Here is a 20471-nt window from a genome sequence, read left to right as displayed (position 1 = left end):
GGGAACCCGGCCGCTCATGCGGCGCGCACGTCGTAGTGCGCGTCGACCAGCACCGGGAGGTGGTCGGAGACGCCCTGCGGCAGGGTCGAGACCCGCTCGATCCGCACCGAGTCGCTGATCGCGAAGTCGAAGTGCCCGCTGAAGTAGCGGTAGCGCGCGTAGGTCGGGGAATCACTGCGCGACACGAGGTAGCCGTTCCGCGTCATCTTGCGGTCGAGTCCGCGGAAGAACCAGGGGTAGTTGTAGTCGCCGACCATCAGCGACGGGGTGTCCGGGGCGTAGTCGCGGAGGCGGTCGAGCGCCTCGCCGATCTGCTTCCGGCGCAGCGCGTTGCCGGCCGAGAGCGGAGCTGCGTGGAAGGACGAGACGGCGATCGATCCGCCCTCGCGGTCCTCGAGCCGGACGGCGAGCAGACGCTCGTGAGCGGGGGACATCACCCGGTCGTGCATCGACTTGCTGAGCTCGAACGCGGCGCTGCCGAGGAGCTCGAAGCGGGCGTGCGAGTAGTAGACGGCGAGCCCGAGGCGGTTGCGCGCGGTCACCGAGGCGAGCCGCAGATCGCCGAGCTCCTGGGGGAGCTTCGTGGTGTCGCACTCCTGGAGGCAGAGGACGTCGACGTCGTGCCGGGCGGCGAGAGGGGCGATCTCGCCGTGCGCCCGGTGCTCCCGGAGGTTGTAGGAGATCACGCGGAGAGCGCGTTCGTTCGGCTGCATTGCGCCAGTGTAGGGCCGCCGGCGGGGGCCTCCGGCGACGTTCCGGCGAACACGGAGGGACGGCGCAGGGCCCCCGCGCTTCCCGGCCGGCGCGGTGCCGGAGGGGAGGTGCGAGGGCCCTGCGGAGGGGCGGTCAGTGCCCGGCGGTGCCCGACGCGTCGGTGCCTTCGGCGGTCTCCGCGTCGGTGCCGTGGACGCCGTCGGTGGGTCCCCAGTCGGGCAGGGGCGGGTTCTGCTCCTCGCCCGCGGCGTCGACGCCGTCGGGTCCATCGGGGGACGGGCTGCCAACCTCGTCGAGGCCGGCGGGGTTCCCGGTGCCGGCGCTGCCGGTGGTCTCCTCGGGGTCGACGGGGGTGGTCTCGATGTCGTTCTCGGAGCTGCTCATGGGGCAACGCTAGGACGCCTCCTCCGCGCCCGGAAGCCCCTTGCGTCTCGCCCGGAAGCGGCTGTCGACCGGACGCCGTCCCACTGACGGGGGACAGGCTCCGCGCGCTGGCGCCGTCCTGCGCTTCTCGCGAGCATCGAGCCGGACCACCCGTCACCGTCGCCGGTGTGGCGCCGCAGCCCGCGCACCTCGACCGGAAGGCCACACCGTGACCCACGACTCCTCGCCCCGCCCCGATTCCGACCGCCTGGTCACCCGCCGCTCCGTCACCGCCGCCGCCGCGTGGACCGTGCCGGTCGTCGCCGTCGCCGTCGCCACCCCGTCCGCTGCGGCGTCGATCGTCGATCTCGGCGCGTACGCGCTCCGCGGCACCTGCGGCACCCTCGGTCTGCTCGGCCCCGGCTTCCTGCTGCAGGCGGGCCCCACGGAGCCGCTGCCGACCGGCACGACGATCATCATCACCGGCTCCGGGGTCGCCAACATCGGCGTCTTCTCGGTCACGGGAGGCTCGGCCTCCGTGGCCGTGCTGAGCAACACGTCCCGTCAGATCACCCTGACCGCCCCGCTGGCAGCGGGAGCGACCATCGCCGTTCGCACGACGCTCTCGATCAGTGTCGCCTTCCAGCTGAACGCCGTCTCGACGCTGCCCTCCGGCTACAGCGGGACCGGCTCGAAGACGGCGGCGAACGTGTCGAGCACGCTCATCCTCTGCTCCGCGAACTGACGCGCGGAACGGCGAAGGCCCTCCTCCTCCTTCTCGGAGGGGAGGGCCTTCGTCGTTCCTGCGGTGCGGAGCGGCGGCTCAGCGCCCGTAGGCGCCCGCGGCGGGGCAGTCGAACGGGTCGCCGCCGGCCGAGAGGCCCACGCGGTTGAGGTAGCGGACGACGATGCCGTACGACTCGAGCAGCGAGGTCTCGGTGTAGGGGATCTGGTGCGTCGCGCAGTACTCCTTGGCGATGACCTGGGCCTCGCGCAGGGCGGGGCGGGGCATGTTCGGGAAGAGGTGGTGCTCGACCTGGTAGTTCAGGCCGCCCATGAAGTAGTCGTTGAACCAGTTGCCGCGGATGCTGCGCGAGGTGAGGACCTGGCGGCGCAGGAAGTCGACGCGCGCCTCCTTGGGCAGGATCGGCATGCCCTTGTGGTTCGGGGCGAACGAGGCGCCCATGTAGAGGCCGAAGACGGCCATCTGCACACCGACGAAGGCGAAGGCCATGCCGAGCGGCAGCGCCCAGAAGACGACGGCGAGGTACAGGCCGACGCGGGCGACGAGCATCGAGATCTCGACCCAGCGCTTGTCGACCTTGCCCTTGCCGAACACGGTCCGGAAGCCGTGCAGGTGCAGGTTGATGCCCTCGAGCAGCAGCAGCGGGAAGAAGGCGTAGCCCTGGCGGCGGGTGAGCCAGGCGTAGGCGCCGCGCGAGCGGGCCGCGTCCTCCGGAGTGAACGACACGACATCGCGGACGATGTCCGGGTCCTTGCCGAGCACGTTCGGGTTGGCGTGGTGGCGGCTGTGCTTGTTCATCCACCAGGAGTAGCTGATGCCGACGACGAGGTTCGCGAGCGTGCGGCCGGCGACGTCGTTGGCCTTGCCGGACTCGAACACCTGGCGGTGCGAGGCCTCGTGCGCGAGGAAGGCGAACTGGGTGAGGACGATGCCCAGCGCGGCGGCGAGCAGCAGCTGGAACCAGGAGTCGCCCAGCAGGACGAAGCCGGTGACGATGCCGCCGAGGGCGAGCGTCAGCACGGAGAAGAGGATGTAGTAGAAGCCGCGGCGGCGGCGGAGGAGCCCGGCGTCGCGCACGGTGCTCAGCAGACCGGAGTACTCGGTCGTCGGGTTCGTGTTGCCCTCGCCGCGGGGGCGGGTGCGGATCACGCGGGGGGAGGCCTGGACCCGGGGGGAGGTCTCGACCCGGGGGGCGGTGGGGACGTTTCCGTCGGACAGTGCGGTGGGGGTGCTCATCGGCGCCTCGCTCGTTCGGGGTGGCCGTCCTCGTCGACGGCCGCTCGGTGAGCGATCCCCGGGAGGTCCGGGTCCGCTCATGGTGTTCACCGCGTCGGTAGGGGCCGGACGAGGCTGCGGCCAACCGGGTTCCGGGGCGACCGAGGTCAACACTATGGGGTGCCGCGCGGCCCCGCATCAGGGCGATTGCCAGTCTTCGAGAGGCATGCCGGAGGGGGTATGCGATGAGGAGAACTCCGGGCCGACCAGGCGATCGTCGGCCCGGAGCTCCCCGCGCGGTCAGGAGCCGATCGAGTCCTGCGGACGGCCCGACTTGAGGGCGGCCAGGCGCGCCTCGACCTCGGTCATCTCGCCGAGGTCCTCGAGCGATTCGAACTGCGCGTCGAGGCTCGAGGAGGCGAGCTCCTCGGCGCCCCGGACGCGGGCCTCCTCGCGGCGGATCTTCTGCTCGAAGCGGCTGACCTCGCTGGTCGGGTCCATGATGTCGATGCTCTTGATCGCGTCCTGGACCTGCGACTGGGCCTCGACGGTCTTCGAGCGGGCGATCAGCTCGTCGCGCTTGGAGGAGAGCTGGTTCAGCTTCTCGCGCATCTGGTTGAGGCCCGACTTGAGCTTGTCGACGACCTCGGTCTGCGAGGCGATGGTCGGCTCGGCGTCCTTCGCCTCCTTCTCGGACTGGATCTGGCGGGTCAGGGCGACCTTGGCGAGCGCGTCGAACTTGTCGGCGTCGCCGGCGTTGCCGGAGGTGCGCAGCTCGTCGGCCTTGCGGCTCGCAGCGAGGGCCTTGCCGCCCCACTCGTCGGCGTTCTGGACGTCCTCGCGGTAGTCGTCCTCGAGCAGGCGGAGGTTTCCGATGGTCTGCGCGATGGCGGCCTCGGCGTCGCGGATGCTGTCGGTGTAGTCGCGGACCATCTGATCCAGCATCTTCTGCGGGTCCTCGGCCTGATCGAGGAGCGCGTTGATGTTGGCCTTCGCGAGCTGCGCGATGCGGCCGAAGATCGACTGTTTCTGGGCCATGCTGTCTCTCCTTGGGTGAGGTGCTTGCGGGCGGGGGGCCGAGCGGATGCGGGCCCGGGGTCTGTGAGTGGGGTCGTCGGATCGAGCGGGTGGTCCGGAGCGGATCAGAAGCGTCCGCCGCCGCCGCGACGGCCGCCGCCGCCACCGCCGCCACCGCCGCCGAAGCCGCCGCCGGAGGAGCGACGGGAGCCGCCGCCGCCGAAACCGCCGCCGCCCCCGAAGCCGCCGCCGCCGAAGCCGCCGGAGCGGTAGCCGGAGCGCCGGCCGCCGCCGCCGAGGAGCGATTCGACGAGGATGCCGCCGAGGAAGGCGCCGGTGGTGTTGCCGCCGTAGCCGCCGCCGAGGCCGGGGGCGGAGTAGGCGCTCGCGTCGGAGCGGGCGGCCTGGAGCGCCTGCTGCGCGAGGGCGGAGGCGCGCTGGGCGGAGGCGAGCGCCTCGGCCGGGTCGGTGGCCGCGATCTGCGCGGCGTACTCCGCCGAGCGCGCGGCCTCGGCGACGCGGGTGCGCGCCTGCGAGCCGACGGCCCCGCGCCGGGCGGCGATGAAGTCCTCCGCGGCGGACACACGGCTGCGGGCGGCGCCGATCTCGGCGGCGAGGGCGGCCCGCTGGCGCTCGCGCTGCGCCTGGGCGTCGCGGTAGCCGCCGACCGCGGCGTCGATGGTCGCGTCGGCCGCCGTCAGGCGCTCCAGCAGCGCGAGCGGGTCGCGAGGGCTCGCGGCGGCGTCGCGCTCCACGGCGTCGAGGGCGGCCTCCGTCGTGGCGACCGCGGACTGCACGTTCGCGACGAGGGGTGCGCTCGCGGCGTCGGCGGAGTCGCCCGCCGCCACGATCGTGCGGCCCTGGGCGACGTCGGCGCGGATCTCGGCGACCCGCCCCGCGAGGGTGCGCTCCGCCTCCTGCAGATCGGTGGCGCGGGTGGCGACGGCGTCGAGGAGGCCCGAGGCCTGCTCGGCCGCCTGCTGGCCGGCGCGCAGGAGCACGGCCGCGCGGCCCGAGTCGCCGGCGGTGAGCGCCGTCCGCGCCTCGGTCACCTGGTCGTCGGCGAAGCGGAGGCGGTCCTCGGCCTGGTCGGCGTCGTCCTCCACGTCGTCGATCGCGGTCGGGGCGTAGCGGGTGGAGAGGTCGGCGAGCAGGGCGCGGGTGGGGGAGAGGCGGGCCCGGACCTCCGCGGTGCGCGCGGTCAGGCGGGCGGCCACCTCCGGGGCGTTCTTCTCGAGGGCGCGGAGCTCCTCGAAGGCCTCCGCCTTCTCGTCCAGCACCTGCTCGGCGTCGGCGCAGAGCTGCAGGATCCGGCCGTAGCCGTCGCGGCGCTCCTGGTCGGTCTCCGGCTCCGCGTCGTCGAGCCGCTGCTGGAGGGCGAAGGCCTCGCCGAGGAGCCGCTTCGCGGTCGTGAGCGCCTCGCGGAAGGGGCCGGTCGCGTCCGAGCCGAACTGCGCCTCCGCGAAGCCGACCTCCTGCTCGCTGGTGCGGACGGCGTCGTCCGCGTGCACGAGGGCGGAGCCGGCGCGGGTGGCGAGCTCGTCGATCGACGCCTCGACCGCCTCGGCGGCCTTCCGGCGGCGCGTGCGGCGGACGAGGAGCCGGACGATCACGCCGACGACGACCAGCCCGGCGAGCACGGCGAGGACGACCAGCAGGCCGGAGCCGAGCGACTCGCCCGCGCTCGGGGCGTCGAGGCGGGTGCCGATGCCCTGGGCGGCGGCGACCGCGGCGCCCGCCCAGTCACCGTCGACGAGCTGCGGCTCGATGTCGTCGGTCTCCAGCGCCGAGACCTGGCCTGCGTTGAGGGCGAAGCCGTTGTCGACGGACACCTGGTACTGCCGGGACCCGACCGCGACGGCGAGGAGGACGTCGTTCGTGCCGAGTCCGTTGAGCTCGGCGGTCGCGTCCGACCAGCGCTCGTCGCCGGTCGTGCCGGTGAAGGTGTCGACGTAGGCGACGAAGAGCTGGACGCTGTGCTCCTGGTAGAGCTGGGCGGAGGCGGCCTCGATGTCGCCGATCTCCGCTGAGCTGAGGACTCCGGCCGAGTCGAGGACGACGGAGGAGCCGAGCGTCGCGGGCGGCTCGGCCGCGGCACCGGCGGCCGGCACGACCGCGAGCGCGACGGCGGCGAGCAGGGCGAGGAGCGCTGCGATCGGCGATCGGCGGGCGCCCCGGCGGGCCGCGGCCCTCGTCGGGGATGAATCGTTCGGCATCGCGCACTCCCTCGTCGTTCGCCTCCCGAGTGTAGACAGCCCGGGTGTCACCCGAGCGAGGGCTGTCCGAGAGGAGGGAGCGGGGGAGTGGGAGCCGGAGCGAGCAGCCCCCTGCTGATCGAGTAGCCCGCGCCGCGGGCGTATCGAGATCCACCGGCGTCACAGGGCGAGTCCGCAGACCGCTCTGTCGGTGACGGCGGGTCTCGATATGCCGCTCCGCGGCTACTCGACCAGCATGACTCGCGCGATCACGCGCTTCGAGCGGGGCCGTCCATGCCGGCGGCTCTGACCGCCGCCTCGACGAGCAGGTGACCCTACCGGCCGCGCAGGTCCGGGTCTGGCGAGACGGAGAACGTCCAGGGCAGGTCGCGGAACTCGTTGTTCTCGAGTACCGCGAGCAGAGCGAGACGCATTCTCTCGACGGTCTCGTCATCGGCCAGGATGCCGATCGTGAACTCGGTGAGGTCTGTGGTCATCAGCTCGACTCCTTCATCCGGCGCAGGGAACAGCAGCACTGTAGGCCGGGCGACGAGCGTCCGTCCCGGATGGCGTGAGGTGCTGTCGCGTCGTGCTCCTGACCATGCTGATCGAGTAGCCCGCGCAGCGGGCGTATCGAGATCCACCAGCGTCACAGGGCGAGTCTGCGAACCGCCCTGTCGGTGACGGCAGGTCTCGATACGCCGCTCCGCGGCTACTCGACCAGCATGTTCGCGCCCGTCCCGGCGCACCGTGGGTGGGAGAACGCCGGGAGGCGGAATGCGCGAGCGCTGGGCACCGTTGCCTCCGGGGTGCGTCCCGGGAACGGTGACGTGCCCTCCCCCCGCTCTCCGATCGAAAGGCGATCCGTGGATCCCTTCTCCCCCCTCACCGCCGGCGACCTCGAGCTGCCGAACCGCCTCGTGATGGCGCCGATGACGCGCCTGCGCGCCGACGAGCAGGGCGTCCCCGGCGACCTCATCGCCGAGCACTACGCCCAGCGCGCCTCCCTCGGCCTGATCATCAGCGAGGGCGTCTTCCCGAGCGCCGAGTCGAAGGCGTACCCGGGCCAGCCCGGCATCGTCACCGCCGAGCAGGCCGAGGGCTGGAAGGGCGTCGCCGACGCCGTGCACGCCGCCGGCGGCCGCATCGTGATGCAGGTCATGAACGGCGGGCGCGTCACGCACACCGACGTCACCGGCACCGACCGCATCGTCGCGCCGAGCGCCGTCGCGATCGGCGGCGAGGTCCGCGTCCCGAGCGGCGAGAAGAAGCCGTTCCCGGTGCCGCACGCGCTGACCACCGAGGAGCTCGCCACTGTCCGGGACGAGTTCGTCGCCGGTGCCCGCCGCGCCGTCGACGCCGGCTTCGACGGCGTCGAGGTGCACGGAGCCAACGGCTACCTGCTGCACGAGTTCCTCTCGCCGGTCTCCAACGTCCGCACCGACGCCTACGGCGGAAGCCCCGCCGCCCGCGCCGCGTTCGTGGTCGAGGTCACCCGCGCGGTCGCCGAGGAGATCGGTGCCGGCCGCGTCGGCATCCGCCTCTCGCCCGCGCACAACATCCAGGACGTCGTCGAGACCGACGAGGCCGACGTGCGCGCCACCTACGAGGCGGTCGTCGACGGCCTCGCGCCGCTGGGCCTCGCCTACCTCAGCGTCCTGCACGCCGAGCCGGCCGGCGAGCTGGTCCAGGACCTGCGCACCCGCTTCGGCGGCGTCTTCGTCGCGAACAGCGGCTTCGGCAGCCCGACCTCCCGCGAGGAGGCGACCGCGCTGATCAGCGACGGCCACGCCGACGCCGTCGCGGTGGGCCGTCCGGTCATGGCCAACCCCGACCTCGTCGAGCGCTGGCAGGGCGGCCACCCCGAGAACGAGCTCGTCCAGGAGACCGTCTACGGCGGCGGCGCCGAGGGCTACACCGACTACGAGCGCCTCTCGGCGTAGTCACCCGCCGCTCGCCCGGCACGATCGGAAGGCCCGCTCCCTCACCGGGGAGCGGGCCTTCCTGCGTTCTCGTCGCCGGCGCGCGTCGCGCCCAGCGCGGGGTTCGCCTGGACGGGCCGCGTTTCGCGACAGCACTCGAAGGAACCATACGCAGATGGTATTCCTTTTCGAGCGGGAGCTTTCTCCCGTGGTGGGGGAGGACTCGAACCCGCCGGCTGCTGACCAGGATCGGGCAAAGATGTCATTCCGTTCACCGCTCAAGAAGACCGTCCTCGCCGCGATCATCGCCGTGGCAGTCCCCGTCGGTGCAGGCACACCTGCGGAAGCGGCGCCGTCGGTCTGCAACCGTCAACTTCCGAGGACGTCGACGGAATCCGATGGCGTCCCCGGAACGAACTTCTGGAAGCTCCTCCAGTGCTACGCCGCCGATGGCGGCTACAGCGGCCCGATCGATGGAGACCTCGGGCGCAACAGCTGGGTCGGCGTGGAGAGGCATCTCAAAGGCCAGCTCTTCTACTCCTCCGGGTCCTTCCCCGGCGTCCTGGATCAGGAGACGACCCGGGGGCTCGAGCGTTTCGGCGGTCACTACGGCAGCGGCCGCGCGACGGTCAACGGCTCGCTCGGCCCGGAGGACTACCGGGACATCGCTCAGGCACTCAACAACAAGTACGGAGCATGAGGCAGAGGTACCCGGGCGGCTGGGCCCTCGTTCGAGTTCCGGCTCCTGACGCAGATGCGGTCGAGTGGCGGTCGCGCGGAAGCGCGCGGAAGCGACGGAGTCGCCGCCTGTGAGGCGCTCGAGTGCGGTGCCGGTCCGGCACGGCCGGCTGCGCCGAAGGTCCGCGGCGCGGGATGTGGTGAGGGTCGTGGTCTCCGTGGTCGCCGTGCTCGTCGTGGGCTGCGGGTCCGTGGGCGCCATCGCGGCGGCGAGCATCGGCCGCACCGTCGCGGAGAACGCCGTCGATCTCGACGTCGGAGCGGCACTGTCCGCGTCGGCGACGCCGCGTCCGATCGGCGAGGTGGAGGGCGGCTTCAACCTGCTCGTCGTCGGGGCGGACAACGACGCGGCGCAGGGCAACGAGTACGGCGGCAGGGACGCGACGCTGAACGACGTCAACATCCTCCTGCACGTCGCGCGCGACCACCGGAGCGCGGTCGTCGTCTCGCTGCCCCGCGACCTTCTCGTCAACCGGCCCGACTGCACCGATCCGGAGACGGGGGTCGTCACGGCGGGGGAGGGCGACGTGCCGCTGAACTCCACGTTCTCGGCCGGCGGGCTCGCCTGCGTCAACCGCTCGGTGGAGCAGCTGACCGGACTGGACATCCCCTACGCCGGCTGGATCTCCTTCCAGGGTGTCATCGAGATGAGCGACGCGGTGGGCGGCGTCGACATCTGCCTGACGGAAGCCGTGCGGGACACGGATTCGGGGCTCGATCTCCCCGCCGGGACGAGCACGGTCTCCGGTGCGACAGCGCTCGCGTTCCTGCGGACGCGGCATGGCGTCGGGGACGGCAGCGACCTGGCCCGGATCTCGTCGCAGCAGCAGTTCCTGTCCTCGCTGATGAGGAAGGTGAAGTCGTCCGGCACGCTCTCGGACGCCGGCGCGCCCTGTACGGACTGGCGCATGCGGCGTCGCACGCGATGCACCTGTCGACGTCGATGACCGAGCCCCGGACATTGATCGGGCTCGCCCTCGCACTGAAGGACGTGGAACTCGATCGGCTGGTCTTCGTGCAGTACCCGGGCAGCACCGGCGATTCCGACTTCCCCGGGAAGGTCGTGCCGGACCCGTCGCTCGGCCCTGACCTGATGGCTAAGGTGCGCGACGACGTCCCGTTCACCCCCGCGGCGCCGCAGGGAGTCGAGGGGGCGGAGAGCGGCGCCGAAGAATCGCCCGCGGTGCCGGAAGCAGCCGCGCCCGTCGCGACCGGCGCCGTCGCGCCGGACGCCGATCCGCTCCCTGGCGTCACCGGTCAGAAGGCGTCGGACCGCACGTGCGCTGTACCGGCGGAGTGAGCTTCGTCGTCGGCTCAAAACGCAGGAAGGCCCGTGCCCTGGAGGGGAGCGGGCCTTCTGCGTTCTGCGTTCGGTCAGTCGAGGTCGAGGCCGCCCTTGAGCTCCTGCTCGACCTGCTCGACGGTCTGCGGGTCGCCGTGCTCGACGTCCGACTCGTCGGCGGCGTCGCCGCGGCGGCCCTCGCCGACGGCGCGGATCGAGGCCAGCTCGTCGGCGAGCGCCGGGTCCACGGCTCGGCCGGTGTCGCCGTCGTCGGCGCTCACGACTCGATCTCTCCCGCGGAGACGGCCTCGGCGTACTTGCGGAGGTCCGGGCCGGGCTCGAAGTCGATGAACTGATCTTTCAGTCGTGCGTTGAGCTCGGCGAAGACGTCCTCCCAGGGCTCGCCCTTCTTGGTCTTCGCGAGGTCGAGCACCGCCTCGCGGAGGACCCTGTCCGAGTCCTCGAGGATCTTGTCGCGGGCTTCGTCGTTCCAGCGGATGTCCTGTGCGTCCATGCCTCGACCGTAGGCGCGCGGCCCGCCCCGACGCAGGGACTTGCGGACCGCGCGGGCGAGGCGTAGGCGCGCTGCCGATCCGTCAGGAACGGTCGTCCCGCCCGTGTGGCGAGAGCCGTTCGCGACGGATCGACGGCGCGGGTCAGGACAGGTGCGGGACGACGTCGCGCTCGAAGAGCTCGAGGCCGGAGCGGTCGTAGGCGGCGTCCGGGAAGTACGTGATCGCGTAGTCCATGCCGCGGTCGCGCATGTCGCCGAGGCGGTCGACGATCTGCGCGGGGGTGCCGACCGCGAGGGCGTCGGGGCTGCGGTACTCCGCCACGAACGCCGCGGCCGCCTCGGCGCCGAGGGCGGGGGTGACGCGCTGCTCCAGGCGCTGCAGGCCCTTCTCGACCTCCGCCTCCGTCTCGGCGATCATCACGTTGTAGTTGGAGCTGCGGGTGATCGCGGAGTAGTCGGTGCCGAGCCGCTCGCAGTGGCCGCGGAGGACGGCGCTCTTGTGCTCGAACGCCTCCGGGGCGCCCGCGAAGTTGGTGTACTGCGCGTACTGCGCCGCGATGCGCAGCGTCACCTTCTCGCCGCCGCCGGCGACCCACAGCGGAATCCCGCCGTCCTGCAGGGGGAGCGGGCGGTTCACCGCGCCGTCCACCTGGTAGTAGCGGCCGTCGAGGGTCGAGACGCCCTCGGTCCAGGCCTGGCGCATGATCTGCACGCCCTCGTCGAGGCGGCCGAGGCGCTCGGCGATCGGCGGGAAGCCGTAGCCGTAGGCGCGCCACTCGTGCTCGTACCAGCCGCCGCCGATGCCCATCTCCACCCGGCCGCCGGAGACGATGTCGACGGTGGTGGCGATCTTGGCGAGGTGCGCGGGGTTGCGGTAGCTCATGCAGGTGCACATCTGGCCGAGCCGCACCCGCGAGGTGGCGGCGGCGAACGCGGCCATCAGCGTCCACGCCTCGTGGGTCGCCTCCTCCGTCACCACCGGGACGGTGTGGAAGTGGTCGTAGACCCACACCGACTCCCACGGGCCGGCGTCGGCGTGCTGGGCGAGGTCGCGCATGGTGCGCCACTGGTCGGCGGGATCGATGCCGACGAGGTCGTGGCGCCAGCCCTGGGGGATGAAGAGTCCGAATCGCATGCCGCCGACCCTAGGGTGGCGCGACGCCCGGGTCGAGGGGGTGGCGGCGGCCGGATACGCTTCCGACCGATGCTGACGTTCACCGAGGACCTCGCCCTCCCCGTCATCCTGCTGATGATCCTGGCCGCGTTCGCCGCGGGCTGGATCGACGCGGTGGTGGGTGGCGGCGGCCTGCTCCAACTCCCCGCCCTGCTGCTCGTGCCGGGCATCTCGCCCGTGCAGGCGCTCGCGACCAACAAGCTCGCCTCGATCTTCGGGACGACGACGAGCGCGATCACCTTCTACCGGCGGGCGAGGCCGGACCTGCGGACGGCGCTGCCGATGGCGGCGGTGGCGCTGGCCGGCAGTTACGGGGGAGCGAACCTCGCGGGGCTGCTGCCCGCCTCGGTGTTCAAGCCGATCATCGTCGTCGCGCTGATCGTCGTGGCCGTGGTGACGATCGCACGGCCCGCGATGGGCGCTGTCACCGCGCTCAAGCACGCCGGGCGTCGGCACCTGGTGACCGCGGGGGTGCTCGGGCTCGTCATCGGCTTCTACGACGGGCTGATCGGACCGGGGACCGGGACGTTCCTGATCATCGCGCTGATCACGGCGCTGGGCTACGACTTCCTGCTCGCGAGCGCGAAGGCGAAGATCGTCAACGTCGCGACGAACCTCGGTGCGCTGCTGTACTTCGTGCCGGGCGGCCACGTGATCTGGCTGCTCGGGCTGTTCATGGGGCTCGCGAACGTGGCGGGCGCCTACCTCGGCTCGCGGATGGCGGTGGCGAAGGGCAGCCGGTTCATCCGGATCGCGTTCCTCGTGGTCGTCGGGGCGCTGATCGTGAAGCTCGGCTTCGACGTCTGGACGGAGAACCTGGCGCCGCTGCTGGGCTGACGGCGGGCGGTGGCGACAGGACATCAGCCAGGAAGGGGTGTCATCGCTGATCGCGGATGACGGCCCTTCCTGGCTGATGTCCTGCATTCAGGAGGCGGCGGATCAGCCGAACGGGATCGCTCCGACCAGGACCCCGACCGCGAGCATCACCAGCGACACGATCACCGCGCGCCAGAGGACCTTGCGGTGGTGGTCGCCCAGGTTGACCGCGGCGAGCGAGACCAGCAGCAGGATCGCCGGCACGAGCGGGCTCTGCAGGTGGACGGGCTGGCCGGTGATCGACGCGCGGGCCATCTCGACCGGGTCGATGCCGTACTGCGCGGCGCTCTCGGAGAGCACCGGGAGGATGCCGTAGTAGAAGGCGTCGTTCGACATGAAGAAGGTCATCGGGATGCTCAGCACGCCGGTGATCACAGCGAGGAACGGGCCGAGCGCGGGCGGGATGACGTCGACGACCCACTCGGCCATCGCGTCGACCATGCCGGTGCCGTTGAGGACGCCGATCAGCACGCCGGCCGCGAGGACCATCGAGACGACGCCGACGATGCTCGGCGCGTGCTTGACGATCTCGGACGCCTGGTCCTTCATCTTCGGGAAGTTGATCAGCAGCGCGACCGCGGAGCCGACCATGAAGACGTAGGGGAGCGGGAGGACGTCGGAAACGAGGAGGGTCATCACGGCGAGGGTCAGCACGAGGTTGACCCAGATCAGCTTCGGGCGGAGGGTCTCGCGCTCGGGGTCGAGCATGGTGTCGGCCATCGCGGTGTCCGCGTCGTCGGCCTGGACGCGGGCGGCGACGGCGACCTGGGCGCCGCGCAGCGACTCCGGGCCGCGGAGGAAGGAGAAGCGCTCGCGGGCGACGGTGCGGATGCCGCCGGTGAGGGCGGCGAGGCCGCCGGTGCGCGAGGAGCCGGAGCGGGCCGCGCCGCCGCGGGACGAGCCGGCGCCGACGAGCTCCTGCTCGAGCATCGGCTCGGCGAGAGCGAGCGAGCCGAGGCGGCGGCGCTCGCCGAGTCCGAGGAACCAGGAGAAGACGAGCGTGACGGCGAGGCCGACGGCGAGCGAGGGCAGCATCGGCACGAAGATCTCGCTCGGCGAGACCTGCAGCGCCGCGGCGGCGCGCACCGTGGGGCCGCCCCAGGGGACGATGTTGAGCGTGCCGTTGGCGAGGCCGGCGACGCAGGTGAGGACGACGGGGTTCATCCCGAGGCGGAGGTAGATCGGCAGCATCGCGGCGGTGGTCACGATGAAGGTGGTCGAGCCGTCACCGTCGAGCGAGACCGCGCCGGCGAGCAGCGCGGTGCCGAGGACGACCTTGGCCGGGTCGTCGCCGAGCGCGCGGACGATGAAGCGGATCAGCGGGTCGAAGAGGCCGACGTCGATCATGATGCCGAAGTACATGATCGCGAACATCAGCAGCGCGGCCGTGGGCGCGAGGCTGCCGATCGCCTCGAGCACCATGTCGCCGATGCCGAGACCGGCGCCGGCGAAGAGCCCGAAGATCGTCGGGACGACGATCAGGGCGACCATGGGCGTGAGCCGCTTGGTCATGATCAGGGCCATGAAGGCCAGGATCATCGTGAATCCGAGTACTACCAACACTGCTGACTCCTTCGTCGTCGTGCGTCCGGGATCCCGCGGCGGGCTCTCCAGGTCGTGGACACACTAGGCAGCCCCCGGCGCCCGGCCCGGGTATCGCTCATTAGCGCGCGATCTGCGCATAGTGTGGGTTCTGCGCATTCTGCGCATCCCGACCGGACCGAAGGTGCTCGACCGGCCCGACCGTCTCGACGACGAGGAGTTCGATGCGCTTCGCGACCCACGTGCTCGTGCTGCAGCTCGCAACGGTCACGGCGGCCGTCCTGGTCTGCGCGGGGCTCGTCACGGCGCTGAGCGTGCAGCAGCTGCAGGGCGAGGCGGAGGAGACGGCGCTCGCCATCGCCCGCACCGTCGCCGAGGACGCCGACGTGCGCAACGCGGTCGCCGCGTCCTCCGCCGACCCGGCCGTGCCCTCCCGGGCCGAGCTGGAGGGCGGGACGCTCGAGACCGCCGCCGAGGCGGTGGAGGAGCGCACCGGCGCGCTCTTCGTCGTGATCACCGACGACCGCGGCATCCGGCTGGCCCACCCCGACCCCGAGCGGCTCGGCGAGGTGGTCTCGACGAGTGCGGAGGAGGCGCTCGCCGGCCGGGAGTCGGTGTCCTGGGGCACCGGCACGCTCGGCGAGTCCGCGCGGGCGAAGGTGCCGGTCTACGGGCCGGACGGCGCGCGCGTGGTCGGCGAGGTGAGCATCGGCTTCGCCCGCTCCAGCGTCTTCGACGACCTGCCGACCGCGCTGCTTGGCGTGCTGGCGGCGGCGCTCGCCGGGCTCGTGCTCGCGGCCGTCGCCTCCGTCTTCATCCGGCGCCGGCTGCTGCGGCTGACGCTCGGCCTCGCGCCGGAGGAGCTCACCGCGCTGGTGCAGGACCAGGCCGCGGTGCTCGACGGGGTCGACGAGGGGGTGCTCGCCCTCGACCGCGACGGGCGGGTCGGCGTCTGCAACGCGCGCGCCGCCGCGATCCTCGGCTCGGAGGACCCGACCGGGCGGGCGCTGCACGGCCGCGCGCTGGGCGACCTCGGGCTGCCGCAGCCGCTGGCCGACGCGATCGCCGCGGCCCTCGCCTCGACGGAGCCCTCCCGCGGGACCGGCGAGGAGGGCTTCGTCGTGCGCTCCCGCATCGTCTACGTCGACATCCGGCGGGTGACCCGGGGCGACCGCGATCTCGGCGTCGTCGTGGTGCTGCGCGATCGGACGGCGCTCGCCGCGCTCAGCCGGCGCCTCGACGCCGTCGGCGCGATGACCAACGCGCTGCGGGTGCAGCGGCACGAGTTCGCGAACCGGCTGCACGTGGTCGCCGGGCTGCTCGACGCCGGTCGGACCGGCTCGGCGCGCGAGTACCTCGACGAGGTGCTGACCCGCGGGCCGCTGAAGTACCCGGTGCAGCACGCCGACCGGCTGCAGGAGCCGTACCTCCAGGCGCTGGTCGGCGCGAAGGGGATCGAGGCGGCCGAGCGCGGCGTGCTGCTGACCCTCGGCGAGGAGACGCTGGTGCGCGGGACGGTGATCGAGCCGGAGGACGTCGCGACGGTGGTCGGCAACCTCGTCGACAACGCGGTGCGCGCGGCGGTCGAGGGGAGCCGGGACGTCCGCTTCGTCGAGGTCGAGCTGCTCGACGACGGGGACGCGCTGTTCGTGACGGTCGCCGACTCGGGGGACGGCGTCGCGGACCCGGAGTCGCTCTTCGCCCGCGGGCCGGGAGCGGTGGGGGAGGACGACGACCGCGTGCACGGCCGCGGCTTCGGGCTGCCGCTCTGCCGCGAGGTCGCGGCGCGGCGCGGCGGCGAGGTGTGGCTGGCGGACGCCGGTGGCGAGTCCTCCGGGGCGGTGCTCTGCGCGCGGCTGCCGGGCGCGGTGCTGCCGCCCGACGAGGAGCTGCTGAATGACGAACTGCCCGACGAGGAGGAGGACCGATGACCCCGGATCAGCAGGAGCGCAGCGTGCTCGTCGTCGACGACGACTTCCGGGTGGCGCAGCTGCACGCCGATCTGGTCGACACCCGGCAGGGCCTGCGGGCGCTGCCGCCGGTGCACACCGCCCGGGCGGCGCGGGCGGCGGTGCTCGAGCACGCGCCGGACCTGCTGCTGCTCGACGTGCACCTGCCGGACCAGAGCGGGATCGCGCTGCTGCGCGAGCTGGAGACGGACGCGTTCGTGGTGAGCGCGGCCTCCGACGGAGCGACGGTGCGGAGGGCCCTGCACGCGGGGGCCCTCGGCTACCTGATCAAGCCGTTCGACGCGCGTCTGCTCGGCGAGCGCCTCGACGCCTACGTGCGCTTCCGCAACGTGCTGCGCGAGGACCGGGTCGCCGACCAGGAGGCGGTGGAGCGGGCACTGCGCATCTTGCACTCGGGCGATGCGGCGGCGACCCAGCCGTCTCGCTCCGCGACGGAGCAGCTGGTGCTGGCGCGCCTGTCCGAGTCGGGCGCGGAGCTCTCGGCGCTCGACGTCGCGGAGCGCGCCGGCATCTCCCGCGCGACCGCGCAGCGCTACCTCTCGGGGCTCGCCGGCCGCGGCCTGGTGGAGATGACCCTCAGCTACGGGACGACGGGCCGCCCCGAGCACCGGTACCGAGCGAAGTAGCGGCACAACGAAGGCCGGGACGCACGATCCGGGGGATTCCTCCCCGGATCGGCGTCCCAGCCTCAGTTCTGCAGGTCAGTGCCCGGCTTCGACATCCGCGCCCGCTGCTGCGGCCACGCGCTTGCGCTCCGCGGCCTCGGCGGCCATGCGGCGGCCCTTCGGGCTGACCAGCGAGGCGATGACCGTGACGGCCAGGACTCCGATGATCACGGTGAGCGAGAGGCCGGTGCCGATCTCGAAGACCTCGACGTGCTCGCCGCCGTTGATGAACGGCAGGTTGTTCTCGTGCAGCGCGTGCAGGATCAGCTTCACGCCGATGAAGGCGAGGATCGCGGCGAGGCCGTAGCTGAGGTAGACGAGGCGGTCGAGCAGGCCGTCGATCAGGAAGTAGAGCTGACGCAGGCCGAGCAGCGAGAACGCCGTGGCGGTGAAGACCAGGAAGACGTCGCTGGTGAGGCCGAAGATCGCGGGGACGCTGTCGAGGGCGAACAGGATGTCCGTGCCGCCGATCGCCGCCATCACCAGGATCATCGGCGTGAGGACCTTCTTGCCGTCGATGTGGGTGTAGAACTTGTCGCCGTCGTACTGGTCGCTCGTCTTGAAGACGCGCTTGGCGAGGCGGACCATCACGTTGTCGCCGGCGTGCTCGTCGCCGGGCTTCACCAGGTTGAACGCCGTCAGCAGCAGGATCAGGCCGAAGAGGTAGAAGATCCAGGCGAAGGAGTTGATCAGCGCGGCGCCGAGGAAGATGAAGCCGGTGCGGGCGATCAGCGCGAAGACGATGCCGAAGAGCAGCACCTTCTGCTGGTCGGCGCGCGGCACCTTGAAGCTCGCCATGATGATGAGGAAGACGAAGAGGTTGTCGACCGACAGCGCCTTCTCCGTGATGTAGCCGGCGAAGTACTCGGAGCCCGGGGTCGGTCCGCCGAAGACGAGGACGCCGACGCCGAAGAGCACGGCGATGCCGACGTAGAGGGCCGACCAGAGCGCCGACTCCTTGAGGGTCGGCTCGTGCGCCTTGCGCACGTGGAAGAAGAAGTCGAAGAGCAGGAGCAGGACGATGAAGACGATCGTCAGGGTCCAGATCAGGGGCGACACGGTCATGTGGGGGCTGGCCTCGCTCGAGATGGGGGATGGGGACGGACGTGGGGGCTCCGCACGGCGGTAGAACGCTAGCGATCGGGCGGGCGGGCGGGACCGTTGTCCGACGGATCGTGAGTATCTTCTCAGTTCCTCCGCTCGTCTTCGCGCTCAGCGGCCGGAGGGCCACACTGGTCCCATGCCCGGCACCGCGGTCGACAGGACCTTCCAGGACGCCTACGGCGTGACGATCCACTGGCGCTGGTGGTCGCACCCGCGCCCGAGGGCGATCGTGCAGATCGCGCACGGCGTCGGCGAGCACTCCGGCCGCTACGTCGAGCTCGCCGAGGCGCTGGTCGCCGCGGGCTACGCCGTCGCCGCCGACGACCACCGCGGGCACGGGCGGACCGGCCTCGAGCAGCACGGCGGCGACGTCGCCGAGCTCGGCCGGCTCGGGCCGGGCGGTCTGCGCGCGGCGGAGGAGGCGATCAACCGGCTCACCCGCGAGCTCGCCGGGGAGAACTGCGGCGTCCCGATCGTCCTGCTCGGCCACTCCTGGGGCTCGCTGATGGCGCAGCGGATCGTCGACCACCGCTCCGCCGACTACACGGCCCTGATCCTCAGCGGCACGGCCTACCGGCTGCCCGGCTACATGAATGCCGGCGATCTGGCCCGCCGGCACCGGGTGCCCGGCGGGCTCGGGCTCGAGTGGCTCTCGCGCGACCCGGCGGTCTGGCAGCTCTTCCACGACGACCCGCTGACCTTCACCACTCCGCTCGCGAAGCGGATCGGGCTGCGCGAGACGCTCCGGCTGATCGGCCGGCCCGCGCGGCGGCCCGAGCATCCCCTGCCGCTGCTGCTCGTGGTCGGCGCCGACGACACGCTCGGCGGCGAGCGCTCGGTGCGGGCGCTGGCGCAGGCCTACCGGCGCCGCGCGGGCTACAGAGACGTCAGCGTGCGGGTGTACCCGGAGGCGCGGCACGAGCTGTTCCAGGAGCTCAACCGCGTCGAGGTCACGGCCGACCTGGTCGGCTGGCTCGACGAGCGGTTCCCGGCGGCAGGGGAGGACGTCGCTCCTCCGGCCTAGGCTGACGTCATGCATGGCGAGTACAAGGTCCCCGGTGGAAAGCTCGTGGTCGTCGACCTCGACGTCGTCGACGGGAGGTTCGCCGGCTTCCGGCTGGCGGGCGACTTCTTCCTCGAGCCCGACACGGCGCTCGACGACATCGACCGCGCGGTCGTGGGGCTCCCCGCCGAGAGCGACGCGAAGACGATCGCCGCCGCGATCCGGCAGGCGCTGCCGGCCGACGCGGTGCTGCTCGGCTTCACGCCCGAGGCCGTCGCGGTCGCGATCCGGCGCTCGCTGCAGAAGGCGACCAGCTGGCGCGACTACGACTGGCGCATCGTGCACGCGAAGGCGGTCTCGCCGTCGATGCACCTCGCGCTCGACGAAGTGCTCACCGCCGCCGTCGGCGAGGGGCGCCGCGAGCCGACCCTGCGGATCTGGGAGTGGGACCAGCCCGCCGTGGTCATCGGCAGCTTCCAGTCGCTGCGCAACGAGGTCGACCTCGAGAACGCCGAGAAGTTCGGCGTCGAGGTCGTCCGCCGCATCTCCGGCGGCGGCGCGATGTTCATGGAGGCGGGCAGCGTCGTCACCTACTCCCTCTACGTGCCCGGCGACCTGGTGCAGGGCCTCACCTTCGCCGACTCCTACGCCTTCCTCGACGAGTGGGCCGTCAGCGCGCTGCAGTCGCTCGGCATCGACGCGGTCTACCAGCCGCTCAACGACATCACCTCGCCCTCGGGCAAGATCGGCGGAGCGGCGCAGAAGCGGCTCGGCTCCGGCGCCGTCCTGCACCACGTGACGATGAGCTACGACATCGACGCCGAGAAGATGGTGCAGGTGCTGCGGATCGGACGCGAGAAGCTCTCCGACAAGGGCATCGCCTCCGCGGTCAAGCGCGTCGACCCGCTGCGCAGCCAGACCGGGCTCAGCCGCGCCGAGATCATCGAGCGGATGAAGGCGACGTTCGTCCAGCTGCACGGCGGGACCGCGGGCGACCTGACGGCCGAGGAGTACGCGGAGGCCGAGGAGCTCGTGACGTCGAAGTACTCGACGCCGGAGTGGCTGCGCCGGGTGCCGTGAGGCGGGGCGCCCTCCGGGGCGCGGGCTCCGCTCCGCTCAGCTCGCGAGGAGCTCCTGGTAGTCCGGGTGCTCGGCGATGAAGTCGGCGACGAAGGGGCAGAGCGGGACGACGTGCGCCCCGCGCTCGTGCGCGTCGTCCAGGGCCGCCTCGACCAGGCGGTCGCCGAGGCCCTCGTGCCGGTGCTCGGGCGCGATCTCGGTGTGCAGGAAGACCACGTCCGCGCCGCGGACCGCGTAGTCGGCGAGGCCGACGTTCTCGCCGTCGACCCACAGCGTGTACTGGGACCGGTCCTCGTCGTGGCGCACCTCGGAGATCATCGCGTCACTCTACGCCGGGGCCCGCGGCGGCCCG

22 protein-coding genes are annotated in these 20471 nt (G+C 72.3%); 10 read left to right on the top strand and 12 right to left on the bottom strand.

All coding sequences use genetic code 11. The annotated features are described in order from the left end of the window. Positions 1 to 14: 14 nt before the first annotated feature. Entirely contained in the window at positions 15 to 713 is a 699-nt protein-coding gene (locus tag MT353_RS04300; RefSeq protein WP_123444958.1) for an endonuclease/exonuclease/phosphatase family protein, read from the bottom strand. Between the two features lie 133 nt (positions 714 to 846). Continuing rightward, on the bottom strand, positions 847 to 1098 hold the full coding sequence (locus MT353_RS04295; RefSeq protein ID WP_243600499.1) for a hypothetical protein: 252 nt from the start codon (positions 1096 to 1098) through the stop codon (positions 847 to 849). Positions 1099 to 1306: 208 nt separating this feature from the next. Between MT353_RS04295 and MT353_RS04290 the strand changes: the two genes are divergently transcribed. Then, positions 1307 to 1822, top strand: coding sequence for a hypothetical protein (locus MT353_RS04290; protein WP_243600500.1), 516 nt, complete (start codon positions 1307 to 1309; stop codon positions 1820 to 1822). Between the two features lie 78 nt (positions 1823 to 1900). On the opposite strand, the gene MT353_RS04285 is transcribed toward MT353_RS04290, so the two are convergent. The 4 genes from MT353_RS04285 to MT353_RS04270 all read right to left on the bottom strand — a co-directional run bounded on the left by MT353_RS04285 (position 1901) and on the right by MT353_RS04270 (position 6746). Further along, a complete protein-coding gene (locus MT353_RS04285; RefSeq protein WP_123734962.1) occupies positions 1901 to 3058 on the bottom strand; it encodes an acyl-CoA desaturase in 1158 nt (385 codons plus the stop codon). Positions 3059 to 3337: 279 nt separating this feature from the next. Continuing rightward, the gene (locus MT353_RS04280) at positions 3338 to 4075 is read right to left on the bottom strand and encodes a PspA/IM30 family protein (RefSeq protein ID WP_123444961.1); all 738 of its coding nucleotides are present in this window, start codon (positions 4073 to 4075) and stop codon (positions 3338 to 3340) included. Between the two features lie 104 nt (positions 4076 to 4179). Further along, positions 4180 to 6270 carry a TPM domain-containing protein gene (locus tag MT353_RS04275; protein WP_243623667.1) on the bottom strand — a complete coding sequence of 697 codons (2091 nt, stop codon included), beginning with the start codon at positions 6268 to 6270 and terminating at the stop codon, positions 4180 to 4182. Between the two features lie 314 nt (positions 6271 to 6584). Then, positions 6585 to 6746, bottom strand: coding sequence for a hypothetical protein (locus MT353_RS04270; protein ID WP_243600502.1), 162 nt, complete (start codon positions 6744 to 6746; stop codon positions 6585 to 6587). Between the two features lie 369 nt (positions 6747 to 7115). Between MT353_RS04270 and MT353_RS04265 the strand changes: the two genes are divergently transcribed. From MT353_RS04265 to MT353_RS04250, 4 genes are all read left to right on the top strand, one after another. Next, positions 7116 to 8192 carry an alkene reductase gene (locus MT353_RS04265; RefSeq protein ID WP_243623666.1) on the top strand — a complete coding sequence of 359 codons (1077 nt, stop codon included), beginning with the start codon at positions 7116 to 7118 and terminating at the stop codon, positions 8190 to 8192. Positions 8193 to 8346: 154 nt separating this feature from the next. Continuing rightward, positions 8347 to 8871 (top strand): hypothetical protein, encoded by a 525-nt coding sequence (locus MT353_RS04260; RefSeq protein WP_123444964.1) that lies wholly within the window; start codon positions 8347 to 8349, stop codon positions 8869 to 8871. 187 nt (positions 8872 to 9058) lie between these two features. Further along, on the top strand, positions 9059 to 9856 hold the full coding sequence (locus MT353_RS04255) for an LCP family protein (protein WP_243623665.1): 798 nt from the start codon (positions 9059 to 9061) through the stop codon (positions 9854 to 9856). After that, the gene (locus tag MT353_RS04250) at positions 9853 to 10209 is read left to right on the top strand and encodes a hypothetical protein (RefSeq protein WP_243623664.1); all 357 of its coding nucleotides are present in this window, start codon (positions 9853 to 9855) and stop codon (positions 10207 to 10209) included. The genes MT353_RS04255 and MT353_RS04250 overlap by 4 nt, the downstream gene beginning before the upstream one ends. 74 nt (positions 10210 to 10283) lie before the next feature. Here MT353_RS04250 and MT353_RS04245 read toward each other — a convergent pair whose 3' ends face one another. The 3 genes from MT353_RS04245 to MT353_RS04235 form a co-directional block, all read right to left on the bottom strand. Then, entirely contained in the window at positions 10284 to 10472 is a 189-nt protein-coding gene (locus tag MT353_RS04245; protein ID WP_123444966.1) for a hypothetical protein, read from the bottom strand. Next, entirely contained in the window at positions 10469 to 10705 is a 237-nt protein-coding gene (locus tag MT353_RS04240; protein ID WP_123444967.1) for a hypothetical protein, read from the bottom strand. Before MT353_RS04240 ends, MT353_RS04245 begins: the two co-directional genes overlap by 4 nt. 142 nt (positions 10706 to 10847) lie before the next feature. After that, positions 10848 to 11840 (bottom strand): LLM class F420-dependent oxidoreductase, encoded by a 993-nt coding sequence (locus MT353_RS04235; RefSeq protein ID WP_243600505.1) that lies wholly within the window; start codon positions 11838 to 11840, stop codon positions 10848 to 10850. A gap of 69 nt (positions 11841 to 11909) precedes the next feature. Here MT353_RS04235 and MT353_RS04230 point away from each other — a divergent pair, with 69 nt between their 5' ends. Further along, positions 11910 to 12716, top strand: a complete 807-nt coding sequence (locus MT353_RS04230) for a TSUP family transporter (protein WP_243623663.1) — start codon at positions 11910 to 11912, stop codon at positions 12714 to 12716. 102 nt (positions 12717 to 12818) lie between these two features. On the opposite strand, the gene MT353_RS04225 is transcribed toward MT353_RS04230, so the two are convergent. Beyond that, entirely contained in the window at positions 12819 to 14294 is a 1476-nt protein-coding gene (locus MT353_RS04225; protein ID WP_243623781.1) for a CitMHS family transporter, read from the bottom strand. A gap of 227 nt (positions 14295 to 14521) precedes the next feature. Between MT353_RS04225 and MT353_RS04220 the strand changes: the two genes are divergently transcribed. Beyond that, positions 14522 to 16228 carry a sensor histidine kinase gene (locus MT353_RS04220; RefSeq protein WP_243623662.1) on the top strand — a complete coding sequence of 569 codons (1707 nt, stop codon included), beginning with the start codon at positions 14522 to 14524 and terminating at the stop codon, positions 16226 to 16228. Further along, positions 16225 to 16893 (top strand): response regulator, encoded by a 669-nt coding sequence (locus MT353_RS04215; protein WP_243615297.1) that lies wholly within the window; start codon positions 16225 to 16227, stop codon positions 16891 to 16893. The genes MT353_RS04220 and MT353_RS04215 overlap by 4 nt, the downstream gene beginning before the upstream one ends. 75 nt (positions 16894 to 16968) lie before the next feature. Here MT353_RS04215 and MT353_RS04210 read toward each other — a convergent pair whose 3' ends face one another. Beyond that, positions 16969 to 17997 (bottom strand): TerC family protein, encoded by a 1029-nt coding sequence (locus MT353_RS04210; RefSeq protein ID WP_123734970.1) that lies wholly within the window; start codon positions 17995 to 17997, stop codon positions 16969 to 16971. Positions 17998 to 18172: 175 nt separating this feature from the next. Here MT353_RS04210 and MT353_RS04205 point away from each other — a divergent pair, with 175 nt between their 5' ends. Next, positions 18173 to 19060 carry an alpha/beta fold hydrolase gene (locus MT353_RS04205; RefSeq protein ID WP_243623661.1) on the top strand — a complete coding sequence of 296 codons (888 nt, stop codon included), beginning with the start codon at positions 18173 to 18175 and terminating at the stop codon, positions 19058 to 19060. A 9-nt stretch (positions 19061 to 19069) separates the two neighbouring features. Then, entirely contained in the window at positions 19070 to 20119 is a 1050-nt protein-coding gene (locus tag MT353_RS04200; RefSeq protein WP_243623660.1) for a biotin/lipoate A/B protein ligase family protein, read from the top strand. A 36-nt stretch (positions 20120 to 20155) separates the two neighbouring features. On the opposite strand, the gene MT353_RS04195 is transcribed toward MT353_RS04200, so the two are convergent. Beyond that, on the bottom strand, positions 20156 to 20437 hold the full coding sequence (locus tag MT353_RS04195) for a GNAT family N-acetyltransferase (protein WP_123701984.1): 282 nt from the start codon (positions 20435 to 20437) through the stop codon (positions 20156 to 20158). Positions 20438 to 20471: the final 34 nt, after the last annotated feature.

Source organism: Rathayibacter sp. VKM Ac-2927, from assembly GCF_022815525.1.
GTDB classification, from domain to species: domain Bacteria; phylum Actinomycetota; class Actinomycetes; order Actinomycetales; family Microbacteriaceae; genus Rathayibacter; species Rathayibacter festucae.
This window is presented reverse-complemented; position numbering and strand designations above follow the sequence as displayed.